This window comes from Endozoicomonas sp. Mp262, from assembly GCF_025643335.1.
GTDB lineage: Bacteria > Pseudomonadota > Gammaproteobacteria > Pseudomonadales > Endozoicomonadaceae > Endonucleibacter.
Window position 1 is genome coordinate 4,562,229 of the sequence record NZ_CP092489.1, and the last position, 17,919, is coordinate 4,580,147.

General features: G+C 41.9%; 18 protein-coding genes. 3 read left to right on the forward strand and 15 right to left on the reverse strand.

Annotation, left to right across the window (positions count from 1 at the left end; translation table 11 throughout):
* The first annotated feature begins 11 nt into the window (after positions 1 to 11).
* Positions 12 to 905, forward strand: a complete 894-nt coding sequence (locus MJ595_RS20265) for a hypothetical protein (RefSeq protein WP_263079907.1) — start codon at positions 12 to 14, stop codon at positions 903 to 905.
* A 119-nt stretch (positions 906 to 1,024) separates the two neighbouring features.
* Here the strand turns inward: MJ595_RS20265 and MJ595_RS20270 are convergent, their stop codons facing one another.
* The 5 genes from MJ595_RS20270 to MJ595_RS20290 form a co-directional block, all read right to left on the reverse strand.
* On the reverse strand, positions 1,025 to 1,822 hold the full coding sequence (locus tag MJ595_RS20270; protein ID WP_263079908.1) for an undecaprenyl-diphosphate phosphatase: 798 nt from the start codon (positions 1,820 to 1,822) through the stop codon (positions 1,025 to 1,027).
* Positions 1,823 to 1,904: 82 nt separating this feature from the next.
* The gene (locus tag MJ595_RS20275; protein WP_263079909.1) at positions 1,905 to 2,561 is read right to left on the reverse strand and encodes a hypothetical protein; all 657 of its coding nucleotides are present in this window, start codon (positions 2,559 to 2,561) and stop codon (positions 1,905 to 1,907) included.
* Positions 2,562 to 2,659: 98 nt separating this feature from the next.
* The gene (gene galU / locus MJ595_RS20280; RefSeq protein ID WP_263079910.1) at positions 2,660 to 3,487 is read right to left on the reverse strand and encodes a UTP--glucose-1-phosphate uridylyltransferase GalU; all 828 of its coding nucleotides are present in this window, start codon (positions 3,485 to 3,487) and stop codon (positions 2,660 to 2,662) included.
* 92 nt (positions 3,488 to 3,579) lie between these two features.
* The gene (gene galE, locus MJ595_RS20285; protein ID WP_263079911.1) at positions 3,580 to 4,596 is read right to left on the reverse strand and encodes a UDP-glucose 4-epimerase GalE; all 1,017 of its coding nucleotides are present in this window, start codon (positions 4,594 to 4,596) and stop codon (positions 3,580 to 3,582) included.
* Positions 4,597 to 4,834: 238 nt separating this feature from the next.
* The gene (locus tag MJ595_RS20290) at positions 4,835 to 6,205 is read right to left on the reverse strand and encodes a phosphomannomutase CpsG (protein WP_263079912.1); all 1,371 of its coding nucleotides are present in this window, start codon (positions 6,203 to 6,205) and stop codon (positions 4,835 to 4,837) included.
* Positions 6,206 to 6,283: 78 nt separating this feature from the next.
* On the opposite strand from MJ595_RS20290, the gene MJ595_RS20295 reads away from it, so the two are divergent.
* Complete coding sequence (locus tag MJ595_RS20295; RefSeq protein WP_263079913.1) at positions 6,284 to 6,661, forward strand: GxxExxY protein; 378 nt, start codon at positions 6,284 to 6,286, stop codon at positions 6,659 to 6,661.
* 118 nt (positions 6,662 to 6,779) lie between these two features.
* Here the strand turns inward: MJ595_RS20295 and MJ595_RS20300 are convergent, their stop codons facing one another.
* From MJ595_RS20300 to MJ595_RS20310, 3 genes are all read right to left on the reverse strand, one after another.
* Positions 6,780 to 8,285 (reverse strand): mannose-1-phosphate guanylyltransferase/mannose-6-phosphate isomerase, encoded by a 1,506-nt coding sequence (locus MJ595_RS20300; protein ID WP_263079914.1) that lies wholly within the window; start codon positions 8,283 to 8,285, stop codon positions 6,780 to 6,782.
* An 88-nt stretch (positions 8,286 to 8,373) separates the two neighbouring features.
* Positions 8,374 to 8,823 (reverse strand): GDP-mannose mannosyl hydrolase, encoded by a 450-nt coding sequence (locus MJ595_RS20305; protein ID WP_263079915.1) that lies wholly within the window; start codon positions 8,821 to 8,823, stop codon positions 8,374 to 8,376.
* 214 nt (positions 8,824 to 9,037) lie between these two features.
* Positions 9,038 to 10,000: a GDP-L-fucose synthase gene (locus MJ595_RS20310; protein WP_263079916.1), complete on the reverse strand. Its 963-nt coding sequence runs from the start codon at positions 9,998 to 10,000 to the stop codon at positions 9,038 to 9,040.
* Here MJ595_RS20310 and MJ595_RS20315 point away from each other — a divergent pair.
* The gene (locus MJ595_RS20315; RefSeq protein ID WP_263079918.1) at positions 9,974 to 10,378 is read left to right on the forward strand and encodes a hypothetical protein; all 405 of its coding nucleotides are present in this window, start codon (positions 9,974 to 9,976) and stop codon (positions 10,376 to 10,378) included. The two genes, MJ595_RS20310 and MJ595_RS20315, sit on opposite strands and share 27 nt — an antisense overlap.
* Here the strand turns inward: MJ595_RS20315 and gmd are convergent.
* The 7 genes from gmd to MJ595_RS20350 form a co-directional block, all read right to left on the reverse strand.
* Positions 10,365 to 11,486 (reverse strand): GDP-mannose 4,6-dehydratase, encoded by a 1,122-nt coding sequence (gmd, locus tag MJ595_RS20320; RefSeq protein WP_263079920.1) that lies wholly within the window; start codon positions 11,484 to 11,486, stop codon positions 10,365 to 10,367. The two genes, MJ595_RS20315 and gmd, sit on opposite strands and share 14 nt — an antisense overlap.
* Before the next feature lie 554 nt (positions 11,487 to 12,040).
* The gene (locus tag MJ595_RS20325) at positions 12,041 to 12,904 is read right to left on the reverse strand and encodes an alpha-1,2-fucosyltransferase (protein WP_263079921.1); all 864 of its coding nucleotides are present in this window, start codon (positions 12,902 to 12,904) and stop codon (positions 12,041 to 12,043) included.
* Positions 12,905 to 12,925: 21 nt separating this feature from the next.
* Positions 12,926 to 14,005, reverse strand: a complete 1,080-nt coding sequence (locus MJ595_RS20330) for a hypothetical protein (protein WP_263079922.1) — start codon at positions 14,003 to 14,005, stop codon at positions 12,926 to 12,928.
* Between the two features lie 14 nt (positions 14,006 to 14,019).
* On the reverse strand, positions 14,020 to 14,598 hold the full coding sequence (locus MJ595_RS20335; RefSeq protein WP_263079923.1) for a hypothetical protein: 579 nt from the start codon (positions 14,596 to 14,598) through the stop codon (positions 14,020 to 14,022).
* A 76-nt stretch (positions 14,599 to 14,674) separates the two neighbouring features.
* The gene (locus tag MJ595_RS20340; RefSeq protein WP_263079924.1) at positions 14,675 to 15,298 is read right to left on the reverse strand and encodes a hypothetical protein; all 624 of its coding nucleotides are present in this window, start codon (positions 15,296 to 15,298) and stop codon (positions 14,675 to 14,677) included.
* Between the two features lie 91 nt (positions 15,299 to 15,389).
* On the reverse strand, positions 15,390 to 16,196 hold the full coding sequence (locus MJ595_RS20345; protein WP_263079925.1) for a glycosyltransferase: 807 nt from the start codon (positions 16,194 to 16,196) through the stop codon (positions 15,390 to 15,392).
* Positions 16,197 to 16,889: 693 nt separating this feature from the next.
* A complete protein-coding gene (locus tag MJ595_RS20350) occupies positions 16,890 to 17,891 on the reverse strand; it encodes an NAD-dependent epimerase (protein ID WP_263079926.1) in 1,002 nt (333 codons plus the stop codon).
* Positions 17,892 to 17,919: the final 28 nt, after the last annotated feature.

Genomic DNA, 17,919 nt, shown 5'->3' on the forward strand with positions numbered 1-17,919 from the left:
GGGGCATAGCCATGTCATATTTTGCCAACAAGCTTGGAATTATCCCCAAGTCCAGAAAGTCTAGCCTCTTACCAAAAATAAATGGCTGGCCATATGATTATGATAAACGTGTTTCAATAGCCAGCTTTGGTCACCTTAATAAAGGTGATCATGGCTTTTATTCTGTGAAAATACTGTTTTCTGACAGCAATAAAAAATTGTATGAACACCTTCTTCCAATGCGCTATTTCCGCTATTTGCATAGAGGACTGGAGTTCAGGAGTGGACAGGTGTTAAGAACCAATCAGCCAGTCTATGACGAACATCATATTAGGTTCTCTGATCTTAATTTCAGGAATTTAAAAATCCAGCTTGCTGCTGACAGCCCTGAATGGATTAAAGAACAGCTGTTTGTTAATAAAACTAATGAATATGGTGCACAGAGACTACTCAGGTTAAAGAAAGGCAGCGTTACCTACATTCTGCCTTTTTCTGAACTGATCCGTTTTCTATTCGTAAAAAACAGCCTGACTTGCGATGATGCCTTTGTAGGAGCCAGTGTTGAAAATGCCTGTGATTATGCGCTTAGGGAAGGGAACTGCTTAACAGTACAGCTGAGAAAAAGCCGGAGAGAAACCTTTGTTACCTATGACCATGCAAAGTATCTCGCCTGGTATCATAGTGTGCCTCCGTTCCGTGCCAGTCTCTGTTCTGTGGCAGAAATGATGACGCTGAGCAAGCAACAGGGTCAATACCCTTTTGATTTTCAGCCTCCTAACCTGCCTGGATTAACTGTCACTGCGGAAGCTTGCAGGAGGGGGAATTATGGCATTATCCAACGAATTCTTCATGTAGATGGTATTCAAACTCCCGTTGAAAAAGTATTAGTTCGTCAGGGTTCAAGGGTAATGACCATCAACTTATAGTATTGACTATGGTAGTAATTATGCTTATTTGAGCCGTTGGGCACTTGCGATGAATTCCACGCAAATGCCCAGCAGCTCAAATGGGCAGAAAAAACTGTAATTAGAAGCAGCAATGAATATTACACCATAAACAGCAGCACTAATCCGAGTGCCAGCCGGTATACAACAAACGGCATCAGCCCCATGCGATTAATGACACCCAGGAACAGATGAATACAGAGCATGGCGCTGATTCCCGACAGCAATGCGCCACTGGCCAAAATGCCCCAGTCTACCGGCACGGGGGATTTCACCAGATCCAGCGTCAGCAGCAGGCCTGCCCCCATAATCACAGGAATGGATAACAAAAATGAAAACCGTGCTGCCGCCTCACGGTTAAAGCCCATCATCAATGCGGCTGTCATGGTAATACCAGAACGGGAAGTACCGGGAACCAGGGATAGCATTTGCGAGCAACCAATCACCATCGCCCGCCCCAACGTCATTTTTTCTACCGGCCACACACGTTTACCAAAATGATCAGCGACACCCAGTAATGCACCAAAAATCAGGGTGGTCGCCGTAATCACAGACACAGAGCGCATGGCTTCATCCAGCCCTGTTTTTTTAAGCAACAGCCCGAAGATAACGGCTGGGATGGTGGCGAGCCCCACATACCAGGCCATCCGGCTATGCTGGGTAACACCTTTACCCGCCAGTGATAACACCCAGTCACGAATCAGCAGGGTAAGGTCTTTACGGAAATAAATAATGACGGCAGTGAGCGTCCCTAAATGGACGGCGACATCAAACGCCAGCCCCTGATCCGGCCAGTCAAATAGCTGGGCAGGGAGAATCAGGTGGGCTGAACTGGAAACCGGCAAAAACTCGGTTAAGCCCTGAATCAAAGACAGAGCAACAATTTGAATAAAATCCATAGTCGATTAAATGATCTTTCAGATAATAAAAAAGCCCTGACGGACTACTACCGACAAGGCTTGTATAGGGTCAGTTATTACTTCAGGCCGTTCTCAGTTTTCTATCCTGAACCGCCTGATCAACCAGCGCCATTTGTTCTGGTGTCGCAATACTTTTCACCACGGAATACGCTTTGTTAGCACAGCTTGAATGGTGATCCTCAATAATCACAGATAATGCTTTTTCTTTAAACTCATCCAGGGGGCAGATAGCCGATGCCGCCTGAATATAAGCTTTATTGTGGTCTTTCATATCACCGGGAAACATCCACATACCCAGCTCATCAGCAAAGACAATCCCATCATCACCCAGACGATCTATAAGTGCATAAAGAATATCAAATCCATCAACAGCCACCCGGTACTCTTTTTGCCTTGTTAATTTCGCACATTCAGCAAACAACTCATCAAGTGTTGCAAACCAGGCATCAGTTTCCTCAGGGATATCCATAAAGTTTTTGGAATTGATATCAAAAGGCGCATAGTAGACACCATCCAGAGAATCTTTCTGAAATTGCTTCACCGCTTTTATCGTATCTTCCGGGATAGCCGGTATATCGCTTCGAGCCTCATTGATAAAACCGTCGAATACTTCCCAACGCTGAGGAGTACTCATCTGATCCCAGGCTTCCTCAAGAACAGCAAGCAATTGCTGTTGCTTTTTCTTACCCAGAATCTGAAAAACAGCGTCTTTATTCATGATGCAGATAGTACTCCTCAACACGGGATAGGGTTAACTAGCACTGGATTGAGTGGCATAGTCACCACTCAACAGCACCATTGTTAACAGCTATTGCATTACCGACAATACAGATTGTCATAGCAATAGTTAGTGGCTTCGATAAAGCCCTCAACACTGCCACAGTCAAACCGCTTGCCTTTGAATTTATAGGCCAGAACACAGCCCTCTTTAGCCTGTTTCATCAGGGCATCGGTAATCTGAATTTCACCACCTTTGCCTGGCTCAGTATCGGCAATCAGGTCAAAAATATCCGGGGTTAGAATGTAGCGACCAATAATCGCCAGATTACTGGGTGCTTCTTCCTTGGCGGGCTTCTCCACCATATCCGTCACCCGCAGGATATCATCACGGATTTCCGTTCCTGCTATAACACCATATTTATGCACTTCATCTTCTGGCACTTCCTGCACCGCTACAATCGAGCAGCGGAACTGACGATAGAGTGCGGCCATCTGGCTTAACACGCCTGGGCCATCAGGATTGACACACAAGTCATCAGCCAGTACCACCGCAAACGGTTGATCTCCTACCAGTGTTTGGCCAGTCAGTACCGCATGACCCAGCCCCTTCATCTCAGTCTGACGGGTATGGGAGAAGGTACAGTCATTAATCAGGGCACGAATATCAGTCAGCAACGCCTCTTTACCACTGCCGCTAATCTGATGTTCCAACTCAAAATTAGTATCAAAATGGTCTTCCAGCGCACGTTTGCCACGACCGGTGACCAAACAGATTTCATTCATACCCGCATCACGGGCTTCTTCTACGCCATACTCAATCAGCGGCTTGTTCACCACCGGCATCATTTCTTTGGGCATGGATTTGGTGGCAGGCAAAAAGCGGGTGCCATAACCCGCTGCCGGAAATAAACATTTCTTAATCATTAACCATCTCTATAATTCAAATTTCTTTATTTTGGGAACCACTTCAGAGAGTAGAGGAAAATAATTTTAAGCTACTACTCCATTCTCACTAACTATTTTCCATACCCATCAGGATTATCAGACTGCCAGCGCCAGGAGTCCGCCATAATATCATCTAGCGTATGCTCTGCTTTCCAGCCCAATTCCCTTTCTGCTTTTTCCGGGTGGGCATAGCAAGCAGCAATATCACCAGAGCGGCGATCAGCAATCACATAAGGCACCTCCCGGCCAGAGGCTTCCTCAAAGGCTTTTACCATCTCCAGTACACTAAACCCCCTGCCTACCCCCAGATTCCAGACATGGCAATCACGGTTATCATCAGCCAGCTTTTCCAGAGCTTTTACATGGCCACGGGCCAAATCAACGACATGGATATAATCACGAACACCTGTACCATCTTTGGTGGGGTAGTCATCACCAAACACCTGCAAACGCGCCAGTTTACCAATGGCTACCTGGGAAATGTAAGGCATCAGGTTATTAGGGATATCATTAGGATCTTCACCAATCATGCCCGATGGGTGAGCACCAACTGGGTTAAAGTACCGCAACAGAGCAATATTCCAGGCATTATCAGACTTATACAGCGCTCTTAACACCTCCTCAATCACCAGCTTCGAGTGACCATAGGGGTTAGTCGTAGACAGGGGAAAGTCTTCCTTGATTGGCAATGCGTGTGGGTCACCATAAACCGTAGCGGAAGAACTAAAGATCATCCGTTTAACATTAAATTCAGCCATCACCTGGCACAAGGTAATGGTGCCACTGATATTATTCTCATAATATTTCAAAGGCATTTCACATGACTCACCCACGGCCTTCAAACCTGCAAAATGCATGACCGCATCAAACTGATGAGCACTGAATAATTTTTTAAGCAGGTATTGATCTCTGATATCGCCTTCAACAAAAGCAATAGTCTTACCTGTAATAGACTCAACTCTTTGAATAGCAGTGGGTGAGCTATTGCAAAGATTATCTAGAATAACAATTTCATGGCCTGCATCTAAAAGTTCCACACAGGTATGGGAACCAATATAGCCCGCACCGCCAGTAACAAGTATTTTCATAAAATGCTTCTTTATCTTTGGCAGGATTAATCAAGCAAAGGGTGGAAAGGCTATATAAAAAAAGCGATACGAGCATCGCAAAATGCTAGAGTCTGCCTTCCCCCTAAGTTCAAACCAGCAAAAGTTCCATGGGTAGTGGGTCAGATGTGTGGGTTATGTCTTTGAATGCTTTTAATCTCAAGGCATAGAGAGAGGCTATCCACACATCTGACCCACTACCGTTCCATGATTCCAAAACTCAGGCTCGAATCAAGCCTAACAGTTCTTCAGCTTTAGCTTTCATCAAGGCTTCATCACCACGACTCTCAACGTTCAAGCGAATCACTGGCTCGGTGTTGGACAGACGCAAATTAAAGCGCCACCGTCCCATATCTACGGATATGCCATCGGTACGGTCCACTTCTACCGCATCTCTCTGGTAAGTGGCAAGAACACGCTCAATCGCAGCTTTGGGGTCTTCCAATTTGCTGTTGATCTCACCAGATGAAGGGAAAAGGGCTATACGTTCAGCAACCAGTTCAGACAGCGCTTTACCTTTGTGTGACATCAGTTCAGAAACCAATAGCCATGGAATCATGCCAGAATCACAGTAAGCGAAATCACGGAAATAATGGTGGGCACTCATTTCACCACCATACACTGCATCTTCCTGACGCATTCTTTCTTTAATAAAGGCATGACCGGTTTTGCACAGCACTGGCACACCACCGGCAGTTTTTACCTGATCAATGGTGTTCCAGGTCAGGCGTGGGTCATGAATAATCTTGGCACCGGGATAATGCGCCAAAAACGCTTCACCCAACAGACCAACAATATAATAGCCTTCAATAAACTGGCCTTTCTCATCAAACAGGAAGCAACGGTCAAAATCCCCATCCCAGGCAATACCCATATCCGCTTTATGTTCCAGCACAGCATCAATAGTGGCCTGACGACAGTCATGCAGCAATGGATTAGGAATACCATGGGGGAAATTACCATCCGGTTCATGATGAATCTTCACAAACTCAACGGGAACGGAAGCCGCCGCAAACCGCTTCTCAATAGCATCAATAACATGCCCCGCAGCCCCATTCCCCGCATTCACAACCAACTTCAATGGCTTCAGCTCAGCAGGTTTGATATACCCCAAAACATGATCAACATAAGGAGCCAGATTACTAATCTCCCTATAAGAACCTTTGTGCTCTTCGTGGACTCTGTGGTTAAACACTTCTTCAGCCAAACGCTGAATTTCACGCAGCCCGGTATCACCAGAAATAGGCTTGCTCTCTTCCCGAACCAGCTTCATTCCATTGTAATCTTTAGGATTATGACTGGCCGTCACCATAACTCCGCCATCGGCTTTCAAATGGGAAGTAGCAAAATAAATCTCCTCCGTCCCACACAGGCCAATATCAATAACATCAGCCCCACCTGAGCGAAGCCCATCACTCAGGGCAGCTTTAAGCGCAGGTGAGGAAAGACGGATATCCCCTCCCACAACAATGGTCTTCGGCTTCAAATACTCCGCCGTCGCCCGGCCAATCCGCCAGGCAATATCTTCATTCAGCTCATCAGGCATACGGCCACGAATATCGTAGGCTTTAAAACAGGGTAACTTACTCATTTTTTGAACCACAAAGATCACGAAGAGCACAAAGTTGTTCTACTTTATGTTCTTTACGAATAAATAGAGAAAATCAGGATGAAAGTCAGGTCTAATCAAATATCTGAGCAAATCATAGGCTGTGCCATTGAAGTACATCGGGTACTTGGCCCAGGGCTGTTGGAGTCAGTCTATGAGGAAGCTTTATTTTTCGAGCTACAACAGGCAGGTCTGAATGTGGAAAAACAGCTACCTGTTTCAGTCCATTATAAAAATAATAAGCTAAAAACTGACTTGAAGCTTGATTTACTGGTTGAGAATCTTGTTATTGTAGAACTGAAAGCGGTTGAGAAACTCAACCGTATCCACGATGCTCAACTACTCACCTACCTGAAAATGAAAAAACTCTGGTTAGGACTGCTGATTAACTTCAACACCCCAGTTCTCAAACAAGGCATCAAACGGCTGGTCAACTGAGTTTTGAACCACAGAGATCACAAAGAACACAAAGTTTTCTTGTTGTGTCCTCTCCGGGAGCCTGAACACAAAAGGCTTTTCCTTTGTGCTCTTCGTGTGCTCTGTGGTTCAAAAAAAATCAAACACGCCCGTAAGTATCCTCAAGGCGGACGATGTCATCCTCGCCCAGATACCCCCCGCTCTGCACCTCGATCAGCTCAAGGTCGAACTTGCCCGGGTTCTCCAGCCGGTGTACAGCACCAATAGGAATATAAGTAGACTGATTCTCAGTCAGCAGAATCTCTTCATCCCCATTGGTCACCAGTGCCGTACCCTTCACCACAATCCAATGCTCGGCACGATGGTAGTGCTTCTGCAGGGACAGCTTGGCACCTGGCTTCACTGTAATGCGCTTCACCTGAAAACGGTCGCCACAATCAATAGAATCGTAGGCTCCCCAGGGGCGGTAAACCTTGCGATGCAGCTTTGCCTCAGTCCGGTTTTCGGCCTTCAGGCGTTCAACAATCTTTTTAACATCCTGCACCCGGTCTTTTCTGGATACCAGCACAGCATCATCGCTTTCGGTAATAACCAGATCATCCACACCCACCGCAGCAATTAACTTCTTCTCACTGCGCACATAGGTATTACGGGTATCATGAAGCATCACATCGCCCTGAACCGCATTGCCCAGCGTATCCTTATCAGAAATATCGGACAATGATGACCAGGAACCCACATCAGACCAGCCCGCATCCAGAGGAATAACAACCGCATCTGAAGTGTTTTCCATCACTGCATAATCAATGGATTCATCCGGGCAGACCTTAAACGCATCTTCATCCAGACGAACAAAATCCAGATCAGCATTCTGCACCGCCATAGCCTTTTCACAAGCCACCAGAATATCCGGCCTGAATTGCTTCAGTTCTTCCAGATAACGGGACGCCTTAAACATAAACATCCCGGAATTCCAGTAATAATCCCCAGACGCCAAATACCCCTCAGCCGTCTCCAGATCCGGCTTTTCCACAAATTCACTAACACCAAAAATACCTTTGTGCTCTTCGTGAGCTTCGTGGTTCAACGCTTTTATGTACCCATAACCCGTTTCAGGGTGCGTCGGCACGATACCAAAAGTCACCAGCTTCCCATCACGTGCAGCAGGCAAAGCCGCCTCAACCACCCGATGAAACGCCCCCTCATCCTGAATCACATGATCCGCCGCCAGCACCAATAACACAGGATCATCATCAAACGAAAAGCTTTGTGCCTTTGTGCGACCGTCAGGGATGGCGGAAGTGCCGGTGTTGTCGGGAACATTCACCGGCCCTTTGTGGTTCAAAGCTTTTAAAGCAGCCAAAGCAACCGCAGGAGCCGTATTACGACCAACCGGCTCCAGGATAATTCCACCGGCTTCACGCCCCAACTGTCGGAACTGCTCAGCCGCCAGAAAACGGTGGTCTTCATTGGCTATCAATAAAGGCGGGCTGATATTTTCCAGTCCATCCAGGCGGGTAATGGTGTTCTGCAACATGGTCTGGTCATTCACCAGAGGCAGAAACTGTTTGGGATAGAGAGAGCGGGACTGAGGCCACAGGCGACTGCCTGAACCACCAGACATAATAACAGGTATTATATTCATATTTTTTTGAACCACAGAGATCACAAAGCGCACAAAGAAAAGCTTTTTCACTCTTTGTGCTCTTTGTGCTCTTTGTGCTCTTTGTGGTTTAAGAAAGAAAATAGTCTTTGGTATGTTGGTGAACCTGATCGGAAGCCAGTAACTCTTCTACAGTAAACCAACGGTAATCCTGATGCTGGTCAGCAGGCAGGGAGGAGAGGTCAATATCCAGTGCCAGTTCATAACCCAAAACAACATAATGGGTACTGAAATCTTCACCGGAAAAATTGTCACTGTAAAAATGCTGATAAGGCCCTAAAAAAAGTGCCTGATCCAGTGCCACTTTTACACCCAGTTCACCTTCGGTCAGGCGGCTGAATGCAGAAGCTATGGTTTCATCCTTACAGATACGCCCACCCGGCACAAACCAGAAACCCTGGGCAGGCCGGTTATTCCTGAGCCCCAGCAGCACTTGCCCCTGACTGTTCCGAACAATCAGGTCAATCGAAACCAGCGGCGTCGAGGCCACCACGGTTTTAAACGTCTCTAATTCCAGCATTCTTAAAAGCCCTTTGAACCACAAAGACCACAAAGCGCACAAAGTTTTTTGATTTAAAATAAAAGAAAAAGCTTGTTCCTTTGTGTTCTTCGTGTGCTCTGTGGTTCACAGTTAAAAGCTTTTTAACCACAGAGACCACAAAGCGCACAAAGTTTTTTTATTTCTTAAACAAAGAAACCTTTGTGTTCTTTGTGTGCTCTGTGGTTCAAAAAAATCACACCGACCGCAGTTCAGAAGCGTTTTGCAGGAACCAGTCGTAGGTAACGCTGAGCCCATCAGCCAGAGTGACGGAAGCCTTCCAGCCAAGGTTTTCGAGGCGTGAAACATCCATCAGCTTGCGAGGTGTGCCGTCGGGTTTAGTGCTGTCAAAGACAATATCACCCTGAAAACCGACAACCTGCTTCATGGTTTCTGCCAGCTCACGAATTGTGCAGTCCACACCTGTGCCCACATTGATATGAGACATCATGGGGTCTGTATGTTCGCAATAAGTTCCTTTGTCCAGGTTCATTACATGGACACAGGCAGCCGCCATATCATCCACATACAGGAACTCACGCATAGGAGTCCCTGTACCCCAGACAACAACTTCTTTATCACTACGCTGCTTCGCTTCATGAAAGCGGCGCATCATCGCAGGGATGACATGGCTGTTTTCAGGGTGGAAATTATCATTTTCACCATACAGGTTGGTAGGCATTACAGAACGGTAGTCTACTTCATACTGTCGATTATATGATTCGCACAGCTTGATACCGGCAATTTTAGCAATAGCGTAAGGCTCATTGGTGGGTTCCAGATGACCTTTCAGCAACTCACTTTCAACCATCGGCTGTTGTGCCAGCTTTGGATAAATACAGCTTGAACCCAAAAACAGCAGCTGCTTAACACCGGCAGCATAAGCCTGATGGACAATATTGCACTCCATCAGCAGGTTTTCATAAATAAACTCGGCAGGGTAAGTATTATTGGCATGAATACCACCCACTTTAGCCGCCGCTAAATACACCTGGTCAATTTTTTCAGCCTGAAAAAACGCACGAACAGCCACCTGATCAGTCAGATCCAGCTGATCCCGCTCACGGCTGACAATCTCATAGCCACCCTGCTGCTCCAACTGACGCACAATCGCAGAACCCACCATCCCACGATGCCCAGCAACAAAAACTCTCTTCATAAACTAAAAGCCTTTTTAACCACAGAGATCACAAAGGGCACAAAGAAAAGCTTTTTTCTTTTAAAAGAAAACAAAAAACTTTGTGTTCTTCGTGTGCTCTGTGGTTCAAACCAAAAAATACTCGCGGGAAAATCCTTTTTAACCACAGAGATCACAAAGGGCACAAAGAAAAGCTTTTTTCTTTTAAAAGAAAACAAAAAACTTTGTGTTCTTCGTGTGCTCTGTGGTTCAAACCAAAAAATACTCGCGGGAAAATCCTTTTTAACCACAGAGATCACAAAGGGCACAAAGAAAAGCTTTTTTCTTTTAAAAGAAAACAAAAAACTTTGTGTTCTTTGTGTGCTCTGTGGTTCAAACCAAAAAATTATTCGCGGGTAACTTTCACGTCATAGCCATGCTCTTTCAGCAAAGCATGCTGCTTGGCCTTCGCCAGATCGTTCTCAACCATCTCTGCCACCATCTCTTCCAGAGTCGTGGTCGGCTCCCAGCCCAGCTTGGTTTTAGCATTGGATGGATCACCCAGCAGGGTTTCCACTTCAGCAGGGCGGAAATAGCGAGGGTCAACGGCAACAATTTTCTGGCCAACTTTCAGTGCAGGTGCGTTGTCGCCATGAATTTCAGCAACATAACCGCATTCGTTAACCCCTTCACCTTCCCACTGGATAGCAATGCCCAGTGCTTTTGCAGTGAAATCAACAAATTGACGAACAGAGTACTGAACACCGGTAGCAATAACAAAGTCTTCCGGGTTGTCCTGCTGAAGCATCAGCCACTGCATCTCAACATAATCACGGGCATGGCCCCAGTCACGCAGGGCATCCATATTACCCAGGTACAGGCACTGATCCAGACCCTGGGCAATATTGCTCATACCACGGGTAATCTTACGGGTTACAAAGGTTTCACCACGGCGAGGGGATTCATGGTTAAACAAAATACCGTTACAGGCGTACATACCATAGGATTCACGGTAGTTAACGGTGATCCAGTAGGCATACATTTTAGCAACAGCATAAGGGGAGCGAGGGTAGAACGGTGTGGTTTCCTTCTGTGGGATCTCCTGAACCAGACCGTACAGCTCCGAGGTAGACGCCTGATAAAACCGTGTCTTTTTCTCCAGTCCCAGGAAGCGAATGGCTTCCAGCAGTCTCAGAGTACCCAGGGCATCTACATCAGCAGTGTATTCAGGGGATTCAAAAGAAACCGCCACATGGGACTGTGCCGCCAGGTTATACACTTCATCAGGCTGAACTTCCTGAATAATACGGGTCAGGTTAGAGCTATCACTCAAATCCCCGTAGTGCAGCTTAAAGTTCTGATCTTCCATATGAGGATCTTCATAAATATGATCCACACGCTCTGTATTAAAGGAAGAAGCACGGCGTTTAATTCCGTGTACTTCATAGCCTTTCTTCAACAAAAACTCAGCCAGATAAGAGCCATCCTGGCCAGTGACGCCGGTGATTAATGCTACTTTTTTTTCCATTGATACACCTATTTCATGGGTCTAATTAATAAAAATTTAAATCTCTAAGATTTCTATTCCCGGCAGCTCGCTGCGAACTAACATTCAGAGTAAGCATTTATACCCCGGAGCTTGCTACGGGGTAGTTGATTCTCTTTAGGTATTATTCGGCAGTACTTGCGGTGAAAGGCACAGAGATCACAGAGATAATATTTGATGCCTTACCTAACGGGGCAAGGTTTATTGATATAAAAAACACTTCGAAATAAGTAGTCCAAACATTGCGTTTTTCTCCACTGCTACACGGGCTGTGGCCTATGGAGAGAAAAATGTTCGTTTTCAGTCGTAAGTCAAGAATTACTCTAATATCTTTCAAAAAAAAATAGCTTTTTAGTTGGTTATCATACACGCTATATTATTAATAACATTATATTTTTTCTAAACATCCTTGTGAATCGTTCGCTTTTCTTGTTTTTTACTTGAAAACTTACTCTATTATATCTAACTAATTAAATTTAAAGTGTTTTCCATAGGCAAAAAAATTATAAAACACTCACTCTTAAGGATTGGGTGTACTAATTATTTACCCCAAGTTCACTATGCTTTTCAGATAAAAAACTAGACTTTACGCAATGCACATTATTTTTTGAGAAATCAAAAAACCATTCTTTCCCTTCCTCTAATTTATCAGGATAAATTATAATTTCTGCATGGCCAAGCTGGGCAGCCCAAAAACAAAATGTCGAGTTAGAACAAATCAAAACTTTCGCATTTAACATGCAACAAAAGTCATTTTCAAAACTTGACTCTTTGTTTTCAATGATTTCTACGCCAAGTTCTTTTGAAACAAAACAACCGTATATATTTTCACCAGAAATAAGTAGATATTTACAATCACCAACAACCCCTATGGCTCTTTTATAATAACTAATATCTAAAACTCTATTCTTATTAAAATCACCTCTTCTTAAGTGTATTACGCTGTCAGGGAATTTTTTTTCACCTTGCAGCCCACATTGTTTCTTAAATATTATTTTTATACTCTTTGATAAGTCATCAAGGACTGCATGCGACAGATGATCACCTTTTTGCCAGTAACCAAAATATCTTTTTTTATTTTCAGAATACAAACAATCCTTAAAAACCATAAAATTATTACCGCTTATTCTCTTTTTTGCAAAAGCAAACACTAAAAAAAGGAAATCACAAAAACCAATATTTTTTTTGACGGCCGATTTTCTTTGTGATAAAAACTTTTTTGTATAACTGCTGTCATGTATCTTCCAACCCAAAAGCTTAACAATTAAGCCTTTTTCAATAAAAAAAGTGTTATAAATAACATTATAACCTTTCTTTTCAAAATAGTACCCTAAAGCAATTTGGAATAAGTTATTACCAAAACCACCACAAAGAAATACATTTTTAGTCTTTTTTTTCATCAAAACACCTTACAAACAAAATCATACATTTTTTTGATACAGCGATATGTAAACAATCATCAACCATGGAGTCAGATAAGCTATTGGGAAAGATGTCGTTAGAGCCGCAAGAAAAAAACCAGAATTACAAAAGAAAAAGATAGGCTTTTTTAATGCCAGCATAAAAAATGGCATTATATATACAATAATAAACAAGCCTAGTTCTGACATAATGCCAACCATGGAGTGACTTGCATAAGTAACAAGTAAACTTTGATCAATAATTTGAGGCCCCAGTCCAATTAAAAAATCCCACCCATACTTTTTTATAACCGAACTAGTATACATTATTATTTCAAATTTTGTTGCAGCACTACCATCAACATCAGTACGGATACCCCTAATAAAAGTGTCATCGAAGTTGAATTTTGCTAAAAAATAAAAAACAGTTGAGATCATTGCAAAAAAAACAAAAATACTTGCAAATCTCATCTTTTTTTTGAAAAATCTATCAGGAACAAAAAAACAAAATAAAATTATTATTTGAGAAGCAATATAAGCTCTAGACATTGATAGGCATGATAGCAAAAAAGCAAAAAAAATGTGCTTCTTTGAAAGAACTCCTTCAATTTTATACGACAAATAGATTGAAAGCATTGCTACAAAACAAAAAAAGGCCGTATAGTTTGTATTTTGCAGAAGTATATTTTTATCTTTTATAAAATATATATTCCCACTTATCACAGAAATGATAAATTGCGGTGCGTAAAATATTATTGAAGGAATAATATCAATAGCGCATAAAAACAAAATTCCGGATGAAAATTCAACAAACCTATTTTTATTACCATTTGAAAATCTAACAGCAAGCAGGCAGGCAGTTACAAATGGGAATAACAGTCTAAAAATGTTTTTAAAAAAAAGACCTTCGTCTATATTACCCTTTGCAAGGTGAATAAAAAGAAAACAAAAAAGCGCAGCTATTGGAAAGATAAAAAAACCTATACCCTTTTTATTTACTCCTTTTGAAAAAACTATCGAAAAAAAACTCATAGGAAGGTTTAAATCACCAACTTTAATACCAAAAGCTGAGAGGAAACCTGAAGTAGAATTGAAGTTCAAAATAAACCTTTTTATCAGAAAATATAAACAATATATAAGCATGAAGATAGAAGGATTGAAAAATAAGCAATATTTTTTTTGACAGCTCGCACTTCCTCATAAAGAAAATATAATTTTTCTTTATCATCTGAACAGTTTCTCAATATAGGCTCAAGCCTAAAAGCATTTATAAAACCACTAAAACCATTAATAAAAGACCCCATCGCCAATGCTGTACCTTTCATTCCCACGCTAATATTATTAGCAAAAAGAGGGGCTAGCCACGCCGCTTGGAAAAAAAACTGCGCCAAATAAAGAAACCAAGTATCAAAACCCAGCACGGACTTTTCTTTTTTAGCATTAGCAAAAGAAGCTCTTACTTTTTTTGCTCTAACTGTATTGTTCTCAAAATACAATCCAGCTAAAAAAATAATATTCCCAAAAAAAGCGCAAGAAAAAAGAAACGGTAAAGAGTTACTATCCAAATCTATAACAATACCAATTAATCCATTGTACAGAAATATCCCAATCCTAACAAAATAACTAGCTTGCATCGCATAACTGATACCCTTAAAGGCCCCACCTTCCAATTGAGCCCTTATTCTTACACTCAAAATGTAGTTGTCAGCTAAGTATATAAAAACCAACAGAAGAATTATTACAATATAGGACCCGGTTATTAAATATAAATTACTCACTAACAACTACTCCATTCTTGATTTTTTGAGCGGCTTTTTTTGGTTCCATAATCCACCATCTTGTATTTTCTATTTTCTCGATATTATCTGCACTAAGTCTTAGTTTAGTATTAATTGCAGGGTAACCATAAGAAATACAATATCTATCAACATTTTTTAATACTACAGATCCCATTCCAATTATCGATGAGCGCCCAATAGTAACCCCGCCTTTTATAGATGCACTATTTCCAACCCATACATCTTCTTCAAGACATGTGATTTTAAAGGTTGCTCCATGTCCTATACCATAAGGCAAAAGTCTAGTATTTAACACAATCCCTTTTATGCAATGATCACCAGTACCTATCCTGCAACAATTACCAACAGATGAATATTCACCTAACTGCGTCCCTGGAAAAAGAATAGAGTCAACACCAATGAATGTGTACTTACCTACTCTAACAGAGTGAAATACTTTGCTGCCTACTTCAGTTTTTACAGACTTTGACTTAAGCAGTACTCTGACATCAAAATAGCTAGAACGGATAATCGAACCTCTAAATAAACCTATTATAAAAATAAAAGGCTGTCTGGAAATAACAGAAAAGAAAAAGCTAAAAATCTTTTTAAACATAAAACAATTAATCTCTAAATAAAAAAACACTTTAAAAACTCAAATTGGATATGTCAACTGTTTCAATGAATAGCACCCTGCCTATTTTTTATTATCGTAAGTATTTATATGCTAGCTTTGAAAAAGAACTAGGCATTATTCTTAGAAAATATATAGCAAAAGCATAGAAGTAATTATTTAAAGAGTGCGCATGTAAGGATTTCATGGCAAATAATTTCGCTTTAAAATCATTGTTCGCTTTAGCAAGCCCTCTTCGCTTAAAAAAGTTATTATCAATCCTGAACTTAAGTAAAGGTTTGTTGATATTAGCAAAAACATAATTCTTGCTAGCAAGTTCTATCCAAAAGAAATAATCCTGAGTGTTTTTCAATTCAGAAGAATACCGGTTGCCATCTTCAAAAACCTTACGTCTAAACATAACTGTAGGATGATTAAAAGGGCATCTTTTTATTATATTTTTCTTTATACTAATATCATGTGAAAACATCTTTTTATAATCAATAACTACATCATTTTCATCAATCTCTTCAACATCAGTTCCAACAATATCGACCAACTGATTCCTCTCAAGAAAAGCAACTTGCTCTTCAATTCTTTTACTCGCACATATATCATCAGCATCCATTCTTGCCAAATAGCCAACCTCACTATCACGCAGAATCACATCTATCAACTCATTAAGTGAGTATGCAAGCCCTTTATTTTCATCTCGTCTAACTATTTTTCTTACTTTCAAAGAGTCCAAGTATTCATTTAATTCTTGAGTTAAAATCCCATCGCAAATGATATAGATATCTAGATTTGTATATGTTTGAGTCAGCAGCGATTCTATAGCTTTTTTTGTATTTTCAATTTTATCGCTTTTGTAAATAGATAAAAGAGTTGCTGTTTTGTTCAAAATTTACACCAAATATAAAGATTATAAGTAGTCCAAACATTGCGTTTTTTCTCCACTACCACACGGGCTGTGGCCTATGGAGAGAAAAATATTCGTTTTCAATCTATGAACTACTTAATATTTCACCGAAACGAACCTGAGTACATTTCGGCATACCAGTTTTATTAAGGCTATATTTCCGTTTATAGCTGATCAATGAAACACCTTGCAGCCACAGCCTTGAATAATCAGCGGTTCAGTAGCTACGGGGCTATCGCTGCCTGAAAGTGTCCACAGTATTGTTACAATGCATCAAGTATAAAAATGGGCCTTTTGGTTAAGGTATAAATAGAACTATTTTTTCTTAACCATTAACGGTCACTTAGCCTATTTGTACTATGTTCTCTCATTATTACTGTTAGGGTTCTGCCGGACTTAACCGGTCGTAGTGAGAAAAATACAGGTTTGAGCCAGTTTTGATACGAATAGTGGTTCCCATAACTACCTCGGAGCAAGTTCCGGGGTATAAATGATAGCTCTGAACGTTAGTTCTCAGCGAGCTGCGGGGTATACACCCCTAAGAGGTTTAACAAGAATCAGCTCAAAAACTGGATCAAATTTGGATTTTTCACAGTAGGCCAGTGTTAACAGTTATGTCCGACAAGCTCTTAGAGAGAATGGTGACTAGTTATTTGGGTAGCTATTTACAAGTTATCAAGCAGTAACCCAATCTTGGTACCAACTAACAAACCTCTGCATAGTCTCATCTATTGATGTAACTGGCTTAAAGTCAACAGTTTCCATCAAATCATTCACATCTGCATAAGTAGCAAATACGTCACCAGCCTGCATTGGCAAGTAATTCTTAATAGCTTCTTTGCCACAGGCTTTTTCAATGGCTTTGATAAAATCCATCAATTTCACGGGGCGGTTATTACCGATATTGTAAATCTGATAAGGCGCAGAACTTCGACTTGGATCGTCGTTTTTAAAACCGTCAACACCTGTAGGAATCACACCCTGAATACGAATAATGCCTTCCAAGATATCTTCAATATCAGTGAAGTCTCTTTGAAGTTCACCATTGTTAAAGACATTTATTGGCTTATCTTTCAGAATGGCCTGGGTGAATTTCCATGCTGCCATATCAGGGCGTCCCCACGGACCATTAACTGTAAAAAATCTCAGACCTGTGGTAGGAATTTTATAAAGATGAGAATAGCTATGCGCCATCATCTCATTGGATTTTTTGGTTGCAGCATAGAGGGAAACGGGGTGATCCACAGCATCTTTGGTTGAATAAGGCATTTTGCTATTCATACCATAAACAGAACTGGAGGATGCGTAGACTAAATGCTCTACGTCATTATGGCGGCAGCCTTCCAGAATCGTCGCCATACCAACCAGATTGCTGTCGATATAAGCCATAGGGTTTTCCAGGGAGTAGCGAACACCCGCCTGAGCGGCAAGGTGAATTACACGCTGGAATTTTTCTGTCTGGAATAACTGAGCAATATCTGCACGGTCAGCCAGATCCATTTGAACGAAATGGAAGTTGGTGTAGGGTTTTAGCTGTTCCAGACGGTCATGTTTTAGCTTGGGGGTGTAGTAGCTGTTGAGGTTATCTAGGCCTACTACTTCGTGGCCCAGTTCACAGAGTTTGCGTGCTACGTAGAACCCGATAAATCCGGCTGCACCGGTGACTAAGTATTTCATTTTTAAGACTCTTTTTTGGAACCACGAA

Bases quoted from the DNA above. Each gene is read 5' to 3' on its own strand.
- MJ595_RS20305 (WP_263079915.1), bottom strand. From the start codon at position 8,823: ATGCTGGAATTAGAGACGTTTAAAACCGTGGTGGCCTCGACGCCGCTG.
- MJ595_RS20290 (WP_263079912.1), bottom strand. From the start codon at position 6,205: ATGAGTAAGTTACCCTGTTTTAAAGCCTACGATATTCGTGGCCGTATG.
- gmd (WP_263079920.1), bottom strand. From the start codon at position 11,486: ATGGAAAAAAAAGTAGCATTAATCACCGGCGTCACTGGCCAGGATGGC.
- MJ595_RS20295 (WP_263079913.1), top strand. From the start codon at position 6,284: ATGAAAGTCAGGTCTAATCAAATATCTGAGCAAATCATAGGCTGTGCC.
- MJ595_RS20300 (WP_263079914.1), bottom strand. From the start codon at position 8,285: ATGAATATAATACCTGTTATTATGTCTGGTGGTTCAGGCAGTCGCCTG.
- MJ595_RS20325 (WP_263079921.1), bottom strand. From the start codon at position 12,904: ATGAAAAAAAAGACTAAAAATGTATTTCTTTGTGGTGGTTTTGGTAAT.
- MJ595_RS20265 (WP_263079907.1), top strand. From the start codon at position 12: ATGTCATATTTTGCCAACAAGCTTGGAATTATCCCCAAGTCCAGAAAG.
- galU (WP_263079910.1), bottom strand. From the start codon at position 3,487: ATGATTAAGAAATGTTTATTTCCGGCAGCGGGTTATGGCACCCGCTTT.
- galE (WP_263079911.1), bottom strand. From the start codon at position 4,596: ATGAAAATACTTGTTACTGGCGGTGCGGGCTATATTGGTTCCCATACC.
- MJ595_RS20275 (WP_263079909.1), bottom strand. From the start codon at position 2,561: ATGAATAAAGACGCTGTTTTTCAGATTCTGGGTAAGAAAAAGCAACAG.
- MJ595_RS20315 (WP_263079918.1), top strand. From the start codon at position 9,974: ATGCCCAGCAACAAAAACTCTCTTCATAAACTAAAAGCCTTTTTAACC.
- MJ595_RS20350 (WP_263079926.1), bottom strand. From the start codon at position 17,891: ATGAAATACTTAGTCACCGGTGCAGCCGGATTTATCGGGTTCTACGTA.
- MJ595_RS20270 (WP_263079908.1), bottom strand. From the start codon at position 1,822: ATGGATTTTATTCAAATTGTTGCTCTGTCTTTGATTCAGGGCTTAACC.
- MJ595_RS20310 (WP_263079916.1), bottom strand. From the start codon at position 10,000: ATGAAGAGAGTTTTTGTTGCTGGGCATCGTGGGATGGTGGGTTCTGCG.
- MJ595_RS20340 (WP_263079924.1), bottom strand. From the start codon at position 15,298: ATGTTTAAAAAGATTTTTAGCTTTTTCTTTTCTGTTATTTCCAGACAG.